Genomic DNA, 16,144 nt, shown 5'->3' on the forward strand with positions numbered 1-16,144 from the left:
GAATCCCCAACAGCCTGCCATGACAATTGAACACCCAGTGCAACTGCCGCCCCTTGAAAGTGGCGATCGCCTGACACGGGACGAATTTGAGCGGCGCTACGCGGCCATGCCTCAGCTGAAAAAAGCAGAACTGATTGAGGGAATTGTTTACGTGGCTTCACCCGTTCGTGTCAGTCACAGTCAGCCCCATGCCGAGATCATGGCTTGGCTCGGTTTTTACAAAGCAGCTACGCCGGGGGTTCTTGTCTATGACAATCCGACCGTTCGCCTAGATGGCGATAATGAACCGCAGCCCGATGCTGTGCTCCGCCTTGAAAGCGGGGGCAACTCCCGCATTAGTGAGGATGGTTATATCGAGGGGGCACCGGAACTCGTGGTTGAAATTGCCGCCAGCAGTGCCGCCTACGACCTGCACGATAAGCTCCGGGTGTACCGCCGCAATGGCGTTCAGGAATACCTCGTCTGGTGTACCTACGATCGCCAGATCCACTGGTTCTCACTTGAAACGGGGGAATACCAACCACTTGCTGCCGATACTGAGGGGATGATTCGCAGTCGTCAATTTCCCGGACTCTGGCTTGCCCCTGAGGCATTACTGACCCATGATCTGGGTACGGTTTTGCAGGTACTCCAACAGGGAATTGCCACCCCCGAACATCAAGCGTTTGTGCAAATCTTGACCGAAACTTAAAAAATTTCCCTAATCTGGCATTATGCTGTATAGAATCCCCGTGTCAATAGGGGAATATTGGCATCGCCCTTGCCAAATGCATCGATATCTGTCTGCCGATTGACCGTTTCATTCACCGTAGCCCTATGTTGCAATTAGACCCCATTTCCAAAACGACCAATCAACATTCTGGTCACAAAGGTTTAGTGATGGCGATCGGGGGAGCCGAAGACAAAGTACGTGGGCGACAAATTCTCACCACCTTCTGCCAACGTGCTGGCGGCCTAGATGCTGTCATTGGCGTCATTCCCTCTGCTTCCCGTGAACCCGATGCCATGGGGCGACTCTACCACGATATTTTCCGCGAAATTGGCGTGCGCGAAGTGGACGTTCTATTGGTGGGCGATCGCGCTGATGCCGAACAGGAAGAGATGCTAGCTCGCTTGAGTCGCTGTACTGGCATTTTTATGTCCGGGGGCGATCAACTGCGTTTGTCGGCGCTGCTGGATGAAACCCCCCTCCTCTACCAATTGCGTCATCAAGTCTGGGAAGGCAAATCAATTCTTGGGGGCACGAGTGCCGGTGCCGCTGTCATGGGTGAGTGCATGATTGCCAGTGGGGGCAGCAATGAAGCTCCAAACCGCTCCTTAGTCGATTTGGCCACAGGCTTGGGTATTCTTCCCGATGTTTTAGTGGATCAGCATTTCCACAATCGCAATCGCCTCGCGCGCCTGATCAGCGCCATTTCTGCTCACCCCGACAAGCTGGGAGTCGGCATTGATGAAGATACCTGTGCCATGTTTGAAGCTGATGGTATGCTGCGGGTTCTTGGTCGTGGTTCTGTCACCATTGTTGATCCTCGGGATGTCAGCTACACGAGCTATGCCCATGTGGATGTTAACGAACCCTTGAGTATCTACAACTTGCGCCTGCACATCCTCAGTGATGGTGACTGCTATAATCTCCGCACCCATCAAGTGCAGCACAAATGTATTTTGCCTCCCCTAAATTAAGTTTTCAGGAAAGTGTTGCTTAAGATACAGTTTATTGCGTCACTCGCCTCAAAACTAAAAATGGTAAGCTGTCCTTAAAAAAGCCACTCTTCTATGAAAATTCTCAAATTACAAACGCTGCGGGGTCCTAATTATTGGAGCATTCGGCGTCATAAGCTGATTGTCATGCGTTTAGATCTAGAAGAGGTGGCCAACACCCCCTCCAATCAGATTCCCGGCTTTGTGGATGGGTTGGTGCGGGTTTTACCCAGTCTCTACAATCATTTTTGTTCCCTTGGCCATGAGGGGGGCTTTCTCACCCGCCTAAGGGAAGGCACCTACCTCGGTCATGTGGTTGAGCATGTCGCCCTCGAACTCCAAGAACTAGCAGGGATGCCCGTTGGTTTTGGCCGCACGCGGGAGACCTCAACGCCGGGGGTGTATCAAGTCGTCTATGAATACCAAGTGGAAGAAGCGGGTCGCTATGCCGGCCGCGCAGCGGTACGACTCTGTCAAAGCATTATTGATACGGGCACCTATCCCCAGCGCGAACTGGATCAGGATCTCGCCGATCTCCGCGAGTTAAAAGCCAAAGCCTCCCTAGGCCCAAGTACGGAAGCGATTGTCCGCGAGGCGGAAGCCCGTAATATTCCTTGGTTTGAGTTGAGCAGTCGCTCGATCATTCAATTGGGTTATGGTGCTCGCAGTCATCGCATGCAGGCCACCTTGAGCGATCGCAGTGGCATCTTGGCCGTGGAACTCGCAGGGGACAAAGAAGGGGCAAAGCGACTGCTTCAGGATGCCGGAATTCCTGTGCCCAAGGGAACCGTCGTCCGCTACATTGAAGACCTCCCTGAAGCCATTGAGGACATCGGCGGCTACCCGATTGTCATTAAGCCCCTCAACGGCAACCACGGTCGGGGGATTACGATTGACATCAACAGCCTAGAAGAGGCCGAAGAAGCCTTTGAAATTGCCAGCAGTGTCTCCAAATCAGTGATTGTGGAACGCTATCATGCGGGTCGCGACTTTCGGGTTCTAGTGGTCAATGGCAAAGTAGTCGCCGTTGCTGAACGGGTGCCAGCCCATGTTATTGGCGATGGCCGCTCCACTATCGAAGAACTCATTGAGAAAACCAACCAAGACCCGCAGCGGGGAGACGGTCACGATAATATCCTCACTCGCATTGAGGTGAATCACGACACATGGACACTCTTGGAAAAGCAGGGCTATACCCTAAATACAGTCTTGCAACCAGGGGAAATTTGTTATCTACGCGCCACGGCGAACCTGAGTACCGGTGGCATTGCCGTCGATCGCACCGATGAAATTCACCCGGAAAATGTTTGGATTTGCCAGCGGGCGGCTCGGATCATTGGCCTCGATATTGCGGGGATTGATGTTGTCAGCCCCGATATTAGTCAGCCCCTGCCTAAAGTTGGCGGTGTGATTGTCGAGGTCAATGCTGCTCCCGGCTTTCGCATGCACACGAACCCCAGCCAAGGGATTGCCCGCAATGTCGCCGAACCGGTGTTGAATATGCTCTTTCCACCGGGAACGCCTTGCCGCATCCCGATCTTTGCGATTACGGGCACCAACGGTAAAACCACCACCACCCGTCTCATTGCCCATATCTGCAAACAAACGGGGCAAACCGTTGGCTACACCACCACAGACGGCATCTATATTGGCGATTATCTGGTGGAAAAAGGGGACACCACGGGGCCTCAAAGTGCCCAACTGATCCTGCAAGACCCCACGGTTGAGATTGCTGTCCTAGAAACAGCGCGCGGTGGTATTCTCCGCTCCGGCTTGGGCTTTGACCACTGTGATGTCGGGGTGGTGCTGAATGTGCAGGCTGACCATCTTGGCCTTGGTGATATTGACACCGTTGAACAGTTGGCGGACTTAAAGGCCGTGGTGGTGGAATCCGCTTGGCCGAATGGCTATGCTGTCTTGAATGCCGATGATCCCCTCGTGGCGGGAATGGCACGCCAAGTCAAAGCCCAAGTGGCCTATTTCTCGATGAATCCCCACAATCCGATTATTCGGCAGCACATTCAGCAGGGGGGCCTCGCCGCTGTTTATGAAAATGGCTATCTCTCGATTTTGAAAGGGGACTGGACGCTACGGATTGAGCAGGCAGAAAATGTGCCCATTACCCTTGGCGGTCGAGCCGGTTTTATGATTGCCAATGCCCTCGCTGCCAGTCTAGCCGCCTTTGCCCAAGGCATCAGTATTGAGCATATTCGCGCTGCCTTGACCACCTTCCGAACTTCAGTGGAGCAAACCCCCGGGCGGATGAACCTCTTTGATTTGGGGCAATTTAGTGTCTTGGTGGACTATGCCCACAATCCAGCAGGGTATGAGGCCATTGGTGAATTTGTCCAAAAATGGCCAGGGCAGCGCATTGGTGTCGTTGGCGGACCGGGCGATCGCCGTGATCAAGACTTAGAACAACTGGGTGAACTCTCGGCAAAAATCTTTGATTGGATCATCATTAAAGAAGATGACGATACCCGTGGCCGGCCGCGCGGCGATGCCGCCTATTGGATTGAGCGGGGAGTACATCACCACAGTGTCCAACGCCAATACGACATCATCCATGACGAGGTAGCAGCGATTCAATTTGCCCTCGATCGCGCCCCCCAAGGCTCCCTAGTGGTGATCTTTCCAGCGGAAATCAGCCGCACCATTCAACTGATTCACCAGCATCATCAACGACTCCAAGGGGAAACGACCAATGGCTTTCACAGTGAGGGAATTTCCACTAGTGGTGATCTCAATCCCTCCATCTCCCATTAGGCAGTTTCTCGACCACTAGCAACGCTGATCTGATCAAGTCACTCTGATCAACAGCGAGAAGCACAGTATAGGCCTTTTCAAAAAGGTTGGAGGATCTCACCGCTTTTACGTACTCCCTTTATATTAGAAAGAATTCATAAATAATCAATTATGAACGAGATTCATTTCATCCACGGCATTAACAATAAGCCAGTTGCTTCTAAAGCACTTGAACATGCACTTCAAGCAATCTCAAACATCCACGGAGAGTGTTTTCTGGGGTATCTTCTACCGACACCAGAAGGACTTTCAGCCATTGAGAATCTCTCCTCTTTACGGAAAAAGTCTCAGCAACGCCAAATTAATAGACCGAATTCTCGTGGAGCAAAGCTTAAGCAACTAGAAGATTCAATTGCTACCCTCGACCATCAGCAACATCGGGCGGTGATTGAAACCATTGATGGCGTCCAACGGATTCGTGGCTTAGCAGGCTCCGGTAAAACTATTATCCTTGCTCTAAAGGCTGCTTATTTACATAGTCAACACCCTGATTGGTACATTGCAGTAACCTTCCAGACGAGAGCCTTAAAAGGACAATTCAAGCGCCTAATTAATCAGTTCTGTATATCGCAAACCAATGAGGAACCAGACTGGACAAAAGTGCGGATAGTTAACGCATGGGGAGCTAAGGGGGATGAAGAACGGGATGGACTTTATTATGAATTTTGTAGAGTTACGGGTAGTGAGTTTCTTGATTTTTCAACAGCTAGGAGTCGTTTTGATAGTAGTGAAAAAGCTTTTGACAGTGCTTGCCAGCTAGCACTTGATACAGCCACAAAAATGCCAAAAATTTATGATGCTATTTTGTACTGGTATAATTAATGATCAAAACTTTCCTAAGATAGTTAGGCACCCCAAATCCATATGGGATGTCAAATTTGATCACTGTGAAAACATTGCATTAGTAATAAGTGAAACGGATTATTCAGTAATTCACCAAATACTTAAAAATAATAGATACTATAGTGTAAAAATGATTGATGGTGGATTGCTTCAACTTATTTATCGGTTCCAAAGAAATACTCTCATTCAGCATCGCCTTGCTTATTATCTATCTTCTCAATTACTGCCATTTCAAGAAGATCCAGCATCTTATTTTGAAGACACGCACTTCCTTTAGATTATTAATAGACGTACTATTGCTTTTCCTTTGCGGTTTGACTTTGATCAGCAAGCGGCTATCAATAAGACACACCCAGCTTGTCATCTAACTTTGGGCGATGCAAAAAATTGATGAAAGTGGTATGGTTCACGTTGTCATTCCTGATATAGAGTGATCATGAACAATGCGGTTGCAATGAAAGCCAAATGGCAATTTTGGATCGATCGCGGGGGCACGTTTACGGATATTGTCGCCCGCCGTCCCGATGGTCAAATGGTGGTGCACAAGCTGCTCTCAGAGAATCCAGAGCAGTATCGCGATGCAGCAGTAGCGGGAATTCGTACCCTCATGGGGTTGGCGCCGGATGCCCCCATTCCCAGTGAAGCCGTTGAAATTGTGAAACTGGGGACAACGGTAGCCACCAATGCCCTTTTAGAACGCAAAGGCGAGCCAACGGTGCTCCTGATTACCCAAGGCTTTGGGGATGCTCTAGCCATTGGCTACCAAAACCGCCCGGATCTGTTTGGCTTAGCGATTCAGCAACCGCCGCCCCTCTACAGCCATGTCATTGAAGTCAAAGAACGGGTGAGTGCCCAAGGGGAAATTCTCGTCCCCCTTGACTTAGAAGCCCTGAAGCCCCAATTGGCAGCGGTCTATGACCAAGGCATCCGCAGTTGCGCCATTGTGCTCGTGCATGGCTACCGCTACCCTGACCATGAACAACAGGTGGCAGCCTTGGCAAGGAAGATGGGGTTTAGCCAAGTGTCGGTGTCCCACGAGGTAAGTGGCCTGATCAAGCTGGTCAGCCGGGGCGATACGACTGTTGTGGATGCTTATTTGTCGCCGGTGCTGCATCGCTATCTACAGGGGGTGCAGGGGGAGCTGGGGGAGATTCCCCTCTACTGTATGCAGTCCAATGGCGGTGTGGTGGCGGCGGCCTGCTTGCGCGGTAAGGATAGTCTGCTTTCAGGCCCTGCTGGGGGGATGGTGGGGGTGGTGCGCACCGCTTTAGCCGCAGGGATTGAGCGGCTGATTGGTTTAGATATGGGGGGCACCTCGACAGATGTCTGCCACTATCGTCACAATCCGGATGCCCCTTGGCCAGAGTATGAGCGGTGGCAGGAAACGACCATTGCGGGTGTGCGGCTGCGATCGCCCCTCCTAGCCGTGCATACCGTCGCTGCCGGCGGTGGCTCGATTTTGCGATTTGATAAGGGGTGCTACCAAGTGGGGCCAGACTCTGCCGGTGCCAATCCCGGACCTGCTGCCTATCGTCGCGGCGGACCTCTCACGGTGACCGATGCCAATCTCCTCTTGGGGAAAATTCAGCCCGCCTATTTCCCCGCTGTCTTTGGCGCCGATGGTCAACAGCCCTTGGATCGCGAGACGGTGGAACAGCAATTTGCTCAACTGCGCCAAGAGATCTACGAGAGCACCGGAGATGCCCGCAGTGTTGCCGATGTGGCGGCTGGTTTTATTGAAGTAGCCGTGAATACCATGGCACAGGCAATTAAGAAAATTTCCCTAGAGCAGGGGCACGATGTGCGCGACTATACCCTCTGCTGTTTTGGCGGTGCCGGCGGCCAACACGCCTGTTTGATTGCCGAGGTGTTGGGAATGCCGCAGGTGTATCTCCATCCCTATGCGGGGGTGCTCTCGGCCTACGGCATTGGTCAGGCGGAGCTGCGGGTACTCAAGGAGCAAACGATTGAACAACCCCTCACCGCCGCTGTTCTGGGGGAGCTGCAAGGCCAAATTGAGCAGCTAAAAGGGCAAGCAATAGATGAACTTGTTGCCCAAGGGGTCGATCGCCCGCAGATTCAAAGTCAAGTGCGCATCGGCTTAGGTTATGTGGGGACAGATACGATCCTCTGGGTGCCCTGGGCAGATTTGGAAAGGATGGCAGCCGCATTTGCCCAAGCCCATCGCGATCGCTATGGGTTTACTATACGGGGGCGATCGCTCCGCATCGGTCAAGTCGCAGTTGAAGCCGTTGCTGTTCAAGCAGTTCCAGCGGTCACGATGCCCCATGCCACCACAGAACTCACGCCCCTTGCCCATGTGTCGGTTTACAGCAAAGGCCAATGGCACAAAGCACCCGTCTATGAGCGCGATCGCCTCCCTGCCCATCAGATCATTGCAGGGGTGGCCTTGATCTTAGATGCTACGGGTACCAATGTGGTTGAGGCAGGCTGGCAGGCCGAAGTGGATGATCAAGGGGGGCTGTGGCTACGTCCCCTGCAAGAATCCCCGGCACCGTCAAAGCAGATTGCCGCCACCGTTGCGGATCCAGTGCAGCTTGCAATTTTTCAACAGTTATTTCGCGCCATTGCTGAGCAGATGGGCGTCACACTCCAGCAAACCAGTGCCTCGGTCAATATTAAAGAACGGTTGGATTTTTCCTGTGCTCTGTTTGATGCTGCCGGCAACCTTGTGGCCAATGCCCCTCATATCCCCGTCCATTTGGGGTCAATGAGCGAAAGTGTTAAGGCACTGCTGGCTGAGAAAGGCAACACCCTCCGGGCGGGTCAAGTGTTTGCCACAAATAATCCCTATCGCGGTGGCACCCATCTGCCGGATATTACCGTAATTACCCCCGTATTTCTCAAGGGGGAAGCGCAACCCGCCTTCTTTGTCGCTTCGCGGGGGCACCATGCTGACATTGGGGGCATCAGTCCTGGATCCATGCCGGCCAATAGTACCGATGTCCGTCAAGAGGGAATTCTCTTTGATAATGTGCTGCTGGTGGAGGGCGGGGAGTTTCAAGAGGCGGCGATTTATCAACTGTTGAGCCAAGCCCCTTGGCCGGCTCGCTATCCTGAGCAGAATCTGGCGGATCTGCAAGCCCAAATAGCCGCCAATCAGCGGGGGGTACAAGAACTGATTACCCTGTGCGATCGCTATGGTCGCGAGGTTGTGGCTGCCTACATGGAATTTAGCCAAGCCAATGCCGCTGAGTGTGTGCGCCAATGCCTGCGATCGCTCCAAGGGGGTCGCTTTTGCGTGGCCATGGACAACGGCAGCCAAATTCAGGTGCAAATCACTATTGATAGTCACGAAGGCACCGCCTGCCTCGACTTTGAGGGCACCTCCCAGCAAACCAATGACAATTTCAATGCTCCCCTTGCCATTACCAAGGCGGCTGTGCTGTATGTCTTCCGAACCCTCGTACAGGAGGACATTCCCCTGAATGCGGGCTGTTTGCGTCCCATTGAACTGCGGGTGCCGCAAGGCTCACTGTTGAACCCCCAGTTTCCGGCGGCGGTGGTTGCTGGCAATGTCGAAACCTCGCAAACCCTTACCAATGCCCTCTACGGTGCCCTCGGCATTATGGCAGCGGCTCAGGGAACGATGAACAACCTCAGCTTTGGCAGCGATCGCTATCAATACTACGAAACCATCTGTGGCGGCGCTGGGGCAGGAGCCACCTTTGCCGGAGCCAGTACCGTGCAAACCCACATGACCAACTCTCGACTCACCGATGTCGAAGTGTTAGAAAACCGCTACCCCGTGATTGTTTGGGAGTTTTGCCGTCGCCGGGGCAGTGGGGGCAAAGGGCAGCAACCGGGAGGAGATGGGGCAATTCGTGTCCTTGAGTTTCGTGAACCCATGACCGTCAGCCTCCTCAGCCAGTCGCGCAAAATTCCCCCTTTTGGCCTTGCGGGTGGTGAGTGCGGTGCAGTTGGTGAAAATCAATGGCTGAAATTCGGCCAAATCCCCCATCCCTTAGCAGGAACCGCCACAATCAATGTTCAAGCAGGCGATCGCCTGCGCATTTGTACCCCAGGTGGTGGTGGCTTTGGGGTACCTCAACTCTCAGATTAGATATATCAAATTAATCTTCATCGTCGGTGGGTTGACCGTTGCTGCTCACTTGTCTAAGGTGAATGTGCTTACGGCCAAGGGTAATTTCAAATTCATCCCCCGGCTTGAGATTCATTTGCTTGGTATAAGCTGAACCAATGAGCAAATTACCATTGGCTTGTACCGTGATTCGATAACTAGCACTGCGACCGCCTCGGCTACCACCACGTCCTGACTTCGTATCAAGATTCATCCCCAAGGCTTCAAGAAGCGCCTTATTAAACTTCATTTTGCTGATGCGCTCCTTACCACTTTGGGTGATCGTATAGTAGCCACAGGCCTTTGCTTTTTCCTCGTGGCTGAGATGTTCCAATTGTTTGTACTTCTCTAATAAAGCAGCACCTGTCAAGGGTTCTACTTGTTTGCGTCCCATTTTAACCTACCTTTTCAATGATCCAATACTGTCTATTCATTGGCGATTCAATCAAAGAGTGCCAAAGTCTGACAGCGGACTCGTAATGAATGAGTGTCTACTTTTAGCAAACCATAATTTTTTTCAGAATTCAAGTTGCGATCGCCCTTGAGTCAGGGTTTTACATTTCCTTTAGACGAGTTACATTGACACTCTTTTCACAGGGACGCAAGAGGCTCAAAAAAGGTGAGGGCTAGTGTAGAAAGTACGCCACCTCTTTTACAGCCCTTTTCACAGGTGTCCACAGACTCAACGCTACAAAAGTCACGACGGAAGAGATTTCTATCAGCATTTATGTGTCCCCTATTTAAGATAAGGGCGGTAGATGCTCTATCCTTCAAAACAATGACGCTAATCAAACTTACGGCACTTTTTGCAAGAATTGAATACGCTCACAACAGTCGCTTCAGTGTGAGGTGGAAAAGCCCAAGAGTGTCAAACCCGAGTTGGCCTGCTGATCATTGTGAATTATTTGGGAAAATAGAAGCAAGCTCAAGCACTTGTTCGGGGAACTGCGGCAATTGCACAACGCCACTGGTCGGAATAATTCTCTTGCTGAGGTAGCCAAACTGCCGCGGTGTAATTTCAGCAGGTTCGCTATAGACTTCCAGTGTGCGATCGCTAACATTGAACAGCCAATAATAGGGAATCTTGGCTTCAGCATAAAGCGATAGTTTCACTGTGCGATCGTACTCTAGGGATGAATCCGCCACTTCTATCACCAGGAGCGTGTCCGCAGGTGTGGGATGGGCTGAGGCATAGTCATCTTCTTGGTTTTTCACGATCGCCACATCGGGTTCTGGCTCACCATCAAAGGCAATCGTAATCGGCGACTGGCACTGAAGCGTGGCGCGATCGCCCACAATCTTCGGTAAAATTCGCAATAATCGCCGCAGACAGCTTTCGTGCGCTGTTCCCTTGGCCGCCATGCGCACCAGTTCCCCCCGAATTAGCTCAATGTGGTCATCTTCACTCAGAAACCCAAGTTCCAGTAAACGGTGGTAGTCCTGCACCGTAAATCGCACTGGTTGGGGGGTTGGAGTGGGTTGGCAAGTAGTAGTGATCATGATCTTAATTTTAGGCAGAGTCTCAGAAGTGACGCATTCTTCGCTAGAGAATGCCCTAAACTGTGGAAACATCAAGGGTGTGGTGCCCTATGATTCCACGTCAACTGGTATTGCGCAATTTCCTCAGCTATCGCCAAGCCACTCTTCCCTTTGCGGGGTTACATCTGGCCTGTATTTGTGGTGCCAATGGGGCGGGCAAGTCCTCGCTTCTTGAGGCGATCGCCTGGGCACTGTGGGGGCAAAGCCGCGCTAGCCGTGAGGATGATGTGATCTACTACGGCGAAATGGAAGCCCAAGTGACGTTTGAGTTTAGCGTTCAGGGGCAGACCTATCGGGTGGTACGGTTGCGGCGCCGCGAGCAACATACGGTTTTAGAGTTGCAGATTCAAACAGTAGCGGGCTATACCTCGCTAACGGGGCGATCGCTACGAGCAACACAGGAAAAAATCATTCAAATTCTGCGCCTTGACTACGCCACGTTCGTCAACAGTGCCTATCTGCGCCAAGGCCGTGCCGATGAATTTATGGCCAAACGCCCCAGTGAGCGCAAGCAACTCTTGGCCACCCTTTTAGGCTTGGATCAATACGAGACCCTAGCGGAGGCGGCTCGCGATCGCGCCCGTGACTACAAAGCCCAAATCAGCGTTCTGGAACAACGCCTCCAGAGCCTAGGGGAGCAACTCGCCCAAGAACCGCAGTTACGCGCCCAACAGGCAGCGGTGAGCCAGCAGATTCAACAGCAACGGCAGCAAGTCGAGCAGTGTCAACAACGGCTCCAAGAGCAACAGGCCGCCTACCACGTCTATCAACTGCAACAGCGGGACTATGAACACCTGCAACAGCAGCGAGACACCCTCGGGACAACAATCGCCCATCTCGAGCAGCAGTGCCAGACGCTCCGCCAAGAACAGGCCGCGATTGCGGATCTAGAAGCCCGTGCCCCCCTCTTGGAAGCCGCCGTTAGCCAATGGCAGCGCCTGAAAACCGCTGAAGCGCAATTGCAGCAGTGTTTTGCTGACTATCAACGGCTGCGCCAAGAGCGCGATCGCCAGCAGCAGAACCTCGACCAGCAGCGCCAAGACCTTCTGCGCACCCTGCATGGATTGGAGAGCCAGCAGCAATTTCTTCTGGAACAATGCCAGCAGTTGGAAAAGCTCCTCAAGCAAGAAAATCAGATTGTCGCTGCCTTTGAACAGTTACAGCGATCGCGCGCTCAGCTCCAAGCCCAGGAAGAGCTTCAACAAAAAGTCTTTCCCCTTCTGCAAGTCAAACAGCGCCTTGAACTGGAACGGCAACAGCAGGAACAACGCCTCCGCAGCCGGCGCGATGAATTGCAACAGTTGTGGCGGCATCTCCATCAACAGGTGGAACGACAACCCGCTCTCCAAGAGGCAGTGACATTGATTACTGCCCAGATTGAAACCCTTGAAAAACAGCGCATCTATCAAGACCATGTGCGGGAAAAGGGACTAGAGCGCCGCCGCTTCCTAGAGCAACTGCAAGCCCGCCAGCGGGAATATGAGCGGCAAATTAATCAACTGGAGCAGCGCTTAGAACTGCTGAATCAGCCGGGAGCGATTTGCCCCCTGTGTCAACGTCCCCTCGATGCCGAGCACCACGAAGCTGTCCTGCGCCGCAATGCCGCCGAAAAAGAGGATCTGCTGAATCAGTTGTGGGTGATTCGTGAGCAATTGGCGGTCACCGAGCGGGAAATTCAAGTCCTACGGCGGGAATATATTACCGTGGGCTATGAGATCTCGCAACTGACGCAACTGTTTGAGCAACGGGGGCAACTCCAGCAGCAACTCCAGAGCACACAGGATTTAGAACCGCAATTGGATCGCTTGGCCGCAGAAATTCAGCAGATTGAGCGGCAGCTGAGGAACGGCCATCAGGAAACCCTTGGGGAACTGCAAGCCATTGAGACGGAACTGAAACGCCTGAACTATGACGAGAAAAATTTGGCGATCGCCCGCGGGCAAGTGGAAAAATGGCGTTGGGCCGAAGCCAAGGAACAGGAACTCCGCCAAGCGCAGCGGCAATACCGCCAAATTCAGCAACAACTGCCGGCCCTAGTGGCACAACAGGAAGAACTGCAACGCCAACTCAATGCCCTTGAAACTCTCTCCCCCTTGGCACAAACCTTGGCCACCATTGATCAGCAGTTGGCGGCCTTAGCCTACGATCCTGAGCAGCATGCCCAAATTCAGGCACAACTGGCGGCATTAGAACCGGACTATGAGGCCTATCAGACCCTGCAACGGGGGCGATCGCGCCAACCCCAACTCCGCCAAGACCTCCAGCACCTAGAGGAAACGCTGCACCAACAACGGGAACAACTGCAACGCATTACTGACAAACTTGCTACCCTTGAGGACACTGCACGCGCCGCCAGCCGCCTTGCCGCCGAGCTGAACCAACGTCAACAGGAACTCCTGAAGCAGCAGCAGACCCTCGAAGCTAACCTTGCCCAGCAGGGCAAACTCACCGCTGAATTAGAGCAACTCCATCGCCTAGCCCAGGAATACGAACAGGGACAGCAAACCCTTGCCCACCTCCGCCATCAATACCGCCTCTACTGCGAACTAGCCCAAGCCCTAGGCAAAAATGGCATTCCTGCCATGCTCATTGAAACCGTCTTGCCCCATCTGGAGGCAGAAACCAACCATATCCTAGGCCGCCTGAGTAACCATCAACTCCATGTCCAATTCATTACCCAACGCAGTCGGCGGCGCAGTGGCGCTGATACTAAGCCCATTGAGACCCTCGATATTCTCATTGCCGATTGCCAAGGGACTCGACCTTACGAAAGTTATTCGGGGGGTGAAGCCTTTCGCATCAATTTTGCGTTGCGTTTAGCCTTGGCCCGACTGTTGGCACAGCGATCCGGCAGTGATGTTCAGTTTCTCATTATTGATGAGGGGTTTGGTACTCAAGATGCCCAGGGCTGTGAACGGCTGATTGCCGCCCTGAACGCGATCGCCCCTGAATTTCACTGCATCCTCGCCATTACCCATGTGCCTGCCCTCAAAGAAGCTTTTCAAACCCGCATCGAAGTCACCAAAATAGGGGGAGCCTCCCAACTCAGCATCATTACCTAGGACAGGGGTAGCAGCTTGCGGCACAATATCGGCAAAATGATAGAGTAGGGTCAGCAACAGCACACTTTGCCAATGACGGTTGAACTTATTGCCAAACTCAGCGATCCCATTGTCAGTGCCGGACAGGGGGCACAGCGCCAACTGGAACTAACGTTAGCGGCACAGCGACAACAACAGCAGCGCGCTCCTCTCAATCTCTGCCTGATTTTGGATCACAGTGGCTCAATGGCATGGCAACCTTTGGCAATGGTCAAGCGAGCCGCGCAGTCCTTGGTGGATCGGTTACTGCCGACGGATCGCCTGAGTATCGTGGCCTTTGATCACAAAGCTCAGGTGTTAGTGCCCAATCAATTTGTGCAGGATAAAGCCGCAATCAAGGAGCAAATTGCAACCCTTGAGCCAAGTGGTGGCACTGCCATTGATCTGGGGATGAAACTGGCCCTGACAGAGTTGGCCAAAGCCAAACACGGAACCATCTCCCAAGCCTTTTTGCTCACCGATGGCGAAAATGAGCACGGCGATAACCAACGCTGCCTTGAACTGGCCAAGCTGGCAGCAGAGTACAACATTACGTTTAATACCTTAGGGTTTGGCGTTCACTGGAATCAGGATGTCCTCGAGCAAATTGCCGATGCAGGCGGCGGGCGGCTGATGTTTATTGAGTATGCTGAGCAGGCAATCGCCTGTTTTCAAGCGCTCTTTAGCCACATTAGCAGCGTGGACTACACCAATGCCCATGTCCTATTGACCCTGAGTGAGGCGGCACAACTAGGGAACTTCAAACCAGTCAACCAAGTGGCTCCCGATACGATTGAACTCACCTACGACAGCCCCACCCCCCACGAGTATGTGATTCGGGTTGGCGATGTTTCCGCTACCATCAAACGCACACTCCTGATCACCCTGAGTACCCAACCCTTGCCCCCAGGCTCTCACCTCATTGGTTTTGTCCAAGTCCGCTACAATGACCCCGTGCAGCAGGCCACGGGTCTTTTCTCTGAAAAAATTCCCCTCACACTCACGGCAGAACCCGATCACATCGCCCAAGTGGATCCAGAAGTACAGCAGAGTATACTCACCCTCGAAAAATACCGCAAAACCCAGTTGGCAGAAACAAAGCTGCAAGCGGGAGATACCGCGGGCGCTGCCACCTTTTTGCAAAGTGCTGCCAAAACGGCTCTGCAAATGGGAGATACGGAAGCAGCAAAAGTCCTTGAAGCCTCGGCTCAAGAGCTACAGCAACAATCTACCCTCAGTGAAGCCGCCCTCAAGCGCACCCGCATTGCCTCAAAAACAGTCCTGAGCAATCCCCCCTCAAACTAGCCACACAGCATCGCCATTCTGGCAGCCTAAGAGCGACTGGGCATTGCCCCTATTAACGGCTAGCTCAATAAACCCATGACTGCCTACTAATGCCATCAGATGTTGAGGTGGAACATCACCATAGGTGTGGACGAGGGGAATCTGCTGCCCCTGAATCTGAATGTGGTGGTAGTCCTTGGCTAAAAGCGCCGCAGGGAGTGTGGTGATCACATTCCCAAAGTGATCAATCGCTTGAATCCAACCTTGGATGCCTTGGGGGGTAATCTCATAGGTGAGATGGGGCAAGCGCACCAAACTGTCTGGCTCAATGGCAGAGCCAAGGCGCGCCAAATCGGTTCCTGCGGCTAAATGGGCGGCCACGGGGGCAAAAATATCCCGCCCATGGAAGGTAGCACTGGGGTTGGGGGTGCGCCAAAACTGCGGCTGGGTGAGTTCAACCACTCGCTGAGGAGGATAGCGATCGCACACTTGACTAAAGACACCATTATCGGGCCCCACACAATACCCGATCCCCAGATCAAGGGCGATCGCCCGCCGACGGGTTCCCACCCCCGGATCCACCACCACGACATGCACCGTTTGCGGGGGAAAATAGGGCACCGCTTGCAGCAGTTGAAAACTGGCCGTGCGACAATCCTGCGGCGGAATTTCATGGCACAGGTCAATCACTTGGGCTTGGGAATAAAGACTTAAAATCACCCCCTTCATCACACCGACATAAACATCCTGATGGCCAAAGTCCGTCAGCAGGGTAATGCAGCAAGCCATG

General features: G+C 52.9%; 10 protein-coding genes and 1 pseudogene. 8 read left to right on the forward strand and 3 right to left on the reverse strand.

What is annotated here, in order from left to right; genetic code table 11:
* Positions 1-19 precede the first annotated feature (19 nt).
* The 6 genes and pseudogenes from RHH81_RS08235 to RHH81_RS08255 all read left to right on the forward strand — a co-directional run bounded on the left by RHH81_RS08235 (position 20) and on the right by RHH81_RS08255 (position 9,433).
* Complete coding sequence (locus tag RHH81_RS08235) at positions 20-691, forward strand: Uma2 family endonuclease (RefSeq protein WP_310742891.1); 672 nt, start codon at positions 20-22, stop codon at positions 689-691.
* A gap of 125 nt (positions 692-816) precedes the next feature.
* Positions 817-1,683, forward strand: a complete 867-nt coding sequence (locus RHH81_RS08240) for a cyanophycinase (protein ID WP_206199765.1) — start codon at positions 817-819, stop codon at positions 1,681-1,683.
* Positions 1,684-1,776: 93 nt separating this feature from the next.
* Positions 1,777-4,467 (forward strand): cyanophycin synthetase, encoded by a 2,691-nt coding sequence (gene cphA / locus RHH81_RS08245; RefSeq protein ID WP_310742892.1) that lies wholly within the window; start codon positions 1,777-1,779, stop codon positions 4,465-4,467.
* A 150-nt stretch (positions 4,468-4,617) separates the two neighbouring features.
* Positions 4,618-5,328 (forward strand): hypothetical protein, encoded by a 711-nt coding sequence (locus tag RHH81_RS08250; RefSeq protein WP_206199767.1) that lies wholly within the window; start codon positions 4,618-4,620, stop codon positions 5,326-5,328.
* Positions 5,303-5,740 (forward strand): annotated as a pseudogene (locus RHH81_RS13085) (DUF2290 domain-containing protein). The gene RHH81_RS08250 and the pseudogene RHH81_RS13085 overlap by 26 nt, the downstream one beginning before the upstream one ends.
* A 45-nt stretch (positions 5,741-5,785) precedes the next feature.
* Positions 5,786-9,433, forward strand: a complete 3,648-nt coding sequence (locus tag RHH81_RS08255; RefSeq protein WP_310742893.1) for a hydantoinase B/oxoprolinase family protein — start codon at positions 5,786-5,788, stop codon at positions 9,431-9,433.
* A 10-nt stretch (positions 9,434-9,443) separates the two neighbouring features.
* Here RHH81_RS08255 and RHH81_RS08260 read toward each other — a convergent pair whose 3' ends face one another.
* A complete protein-coding gene (locus tag RHH81_RS08260) occupies positions 9,444-9,845 on the reverse strand; it encodes an AbrB family transcriptional regulator (RefSeq protein ID WP_206199770.1) in 402 nt (133 codons plus the stop codon).
* A gap of 497 nt (positions 9,846-10,342) precedes the next feature.
* Entirely contained in the window at positions 10,343-10,951 is a 609-nt protein-coding gene (locus tag RHH81_RS08265) for a Uma2 family endonuclease (RefSeq protein WP_206199771.1), read from the reverse strand.
* Between the two features lie 89 nt (positions 10,952-11,040).
* On the opposite strand from RHH81_RS08265, the gene RHH81_RS08270 reads away from it, so the two are divergent.
* The gene (locus tag RHH81_RS08270; RefSeq protein ID WP_310742894.1) at positions 11,041-14,052 is read left to right on the forward strand and encodes an SMC family ATPase; all 3,012 of its coding nucleotides are present in this window, start codon (positions 11,041-11,043) and stop codon (positions 14,050-14,052) included.
* A gap of 72 nt (positions 14,053-14,124) precedes the next feature.
* Positions 14,125-15,375: a VWA domain-containing protein gene (locus RHH81_RS08275; RefSeq protein WP_206199773.1), complete on the forward strand. Its 1,251-nt coding sequence runs from the start codon at positions 14,125-14,127 to the stop codon at positions 15,373-15,375.
* Here RHH81_RS08275 and RHH81_RS08280 read toward each other — a convergent pair.
* On the reverse strand, positions 15,367-16,143 hold the full coding sequence (locus tag RHH81_RS08280; RefSeq protein WP_310742895.1) for an SAM-dependent chlorinase/fluorinase: 777 nt from the start codon (positions 16,141-16,143) through the stop codon (positions 15,367-15,369). The two genes, RHH81_RS08275 and RHH81_RS08280, sit on opposite strands and share 9 nt — an antisense overlap.
* Between the last annotated feature and the right edge of the window lies 1 nt (position 16,144).

Origin of the sequence: Thermosynechococcus sp. PKX95, assembly GCF_031583295.1 — a bacterium.
Taxonomy (GTDB): domain Bacteria; phylum Cyanobacteriota; class Cyanobacteriia; order Thermosynechococcales; family Thermosynechococcaceae; genus Thermosynechococcus.

Coding starts and splice junctions, on each gene's coding strand:
- RHH81_RS08235 (WP_310742891.1), top strand. CDS start 20: ATGACAATTGAACACCCAGTGCAACTGCCGCCCCTTGAAAGTGGCGAT.
- RHH81_RS08240 (WP_206199765.1), top strand. CDS start 817: ATGTTGCAATTAGACCCCATTTCCAAAACGACCAATCAACATTCTGGT.
- cphA (WP_310742892.1), top strand. CDS start 1,777: ATGAAAATTCTCAAATTACAAACGCTGCGGGGTCCTAATTATTGGAGC.
- RHH81_RS08250 (WP_206199767.1), top strand. CDS start 4,618: ATGAACGAGATTCATTTCATCCACGGCATTAACAATAAGCCAGTTGCT.
- RHH81_RS08255 (WP_310742893.1), top strand. CDS start 5,786: ATGAACAATGCGGTTGCAATGAAAGCCAAATGGCAATTTTGGATCGAT.
- RHH81_RS08260 (WP_206199770.1), bottom strand. CDS start 9,845: ATGGGACGCAAACAAGTAGAACCCTTGACAGGTGCTGCTTTATTAGAG.
- RHH81_RS08265 (WP_206199771.1), bottom strand. CDS start 10,951: ATGATCACTACTACTTGCCAACCCACTCCAACCCCCCAACCAGTGCGA.
- RHH81_RS08270 (WP_310742894.1), top strand. CDS start 11,041: ATGATTCCACGTCAACTGGTATTGCGCAATTTCCTCAGCTATCGCCAA.
- RHH81_RS08275 (WP_206199773.1), top strand. CDS start 14,125: ATGACGGTTGAACTTATTGCCAAACTCAGCGATCCCATTGTCAGTGCC.
- RHH81_RS08280 (WP_310742895.1), bottom strand. CDS start 16,143: ATGGCTTGCTGCATTACCCTGCTGACGGACTTTGGCCATCAGGATGTT.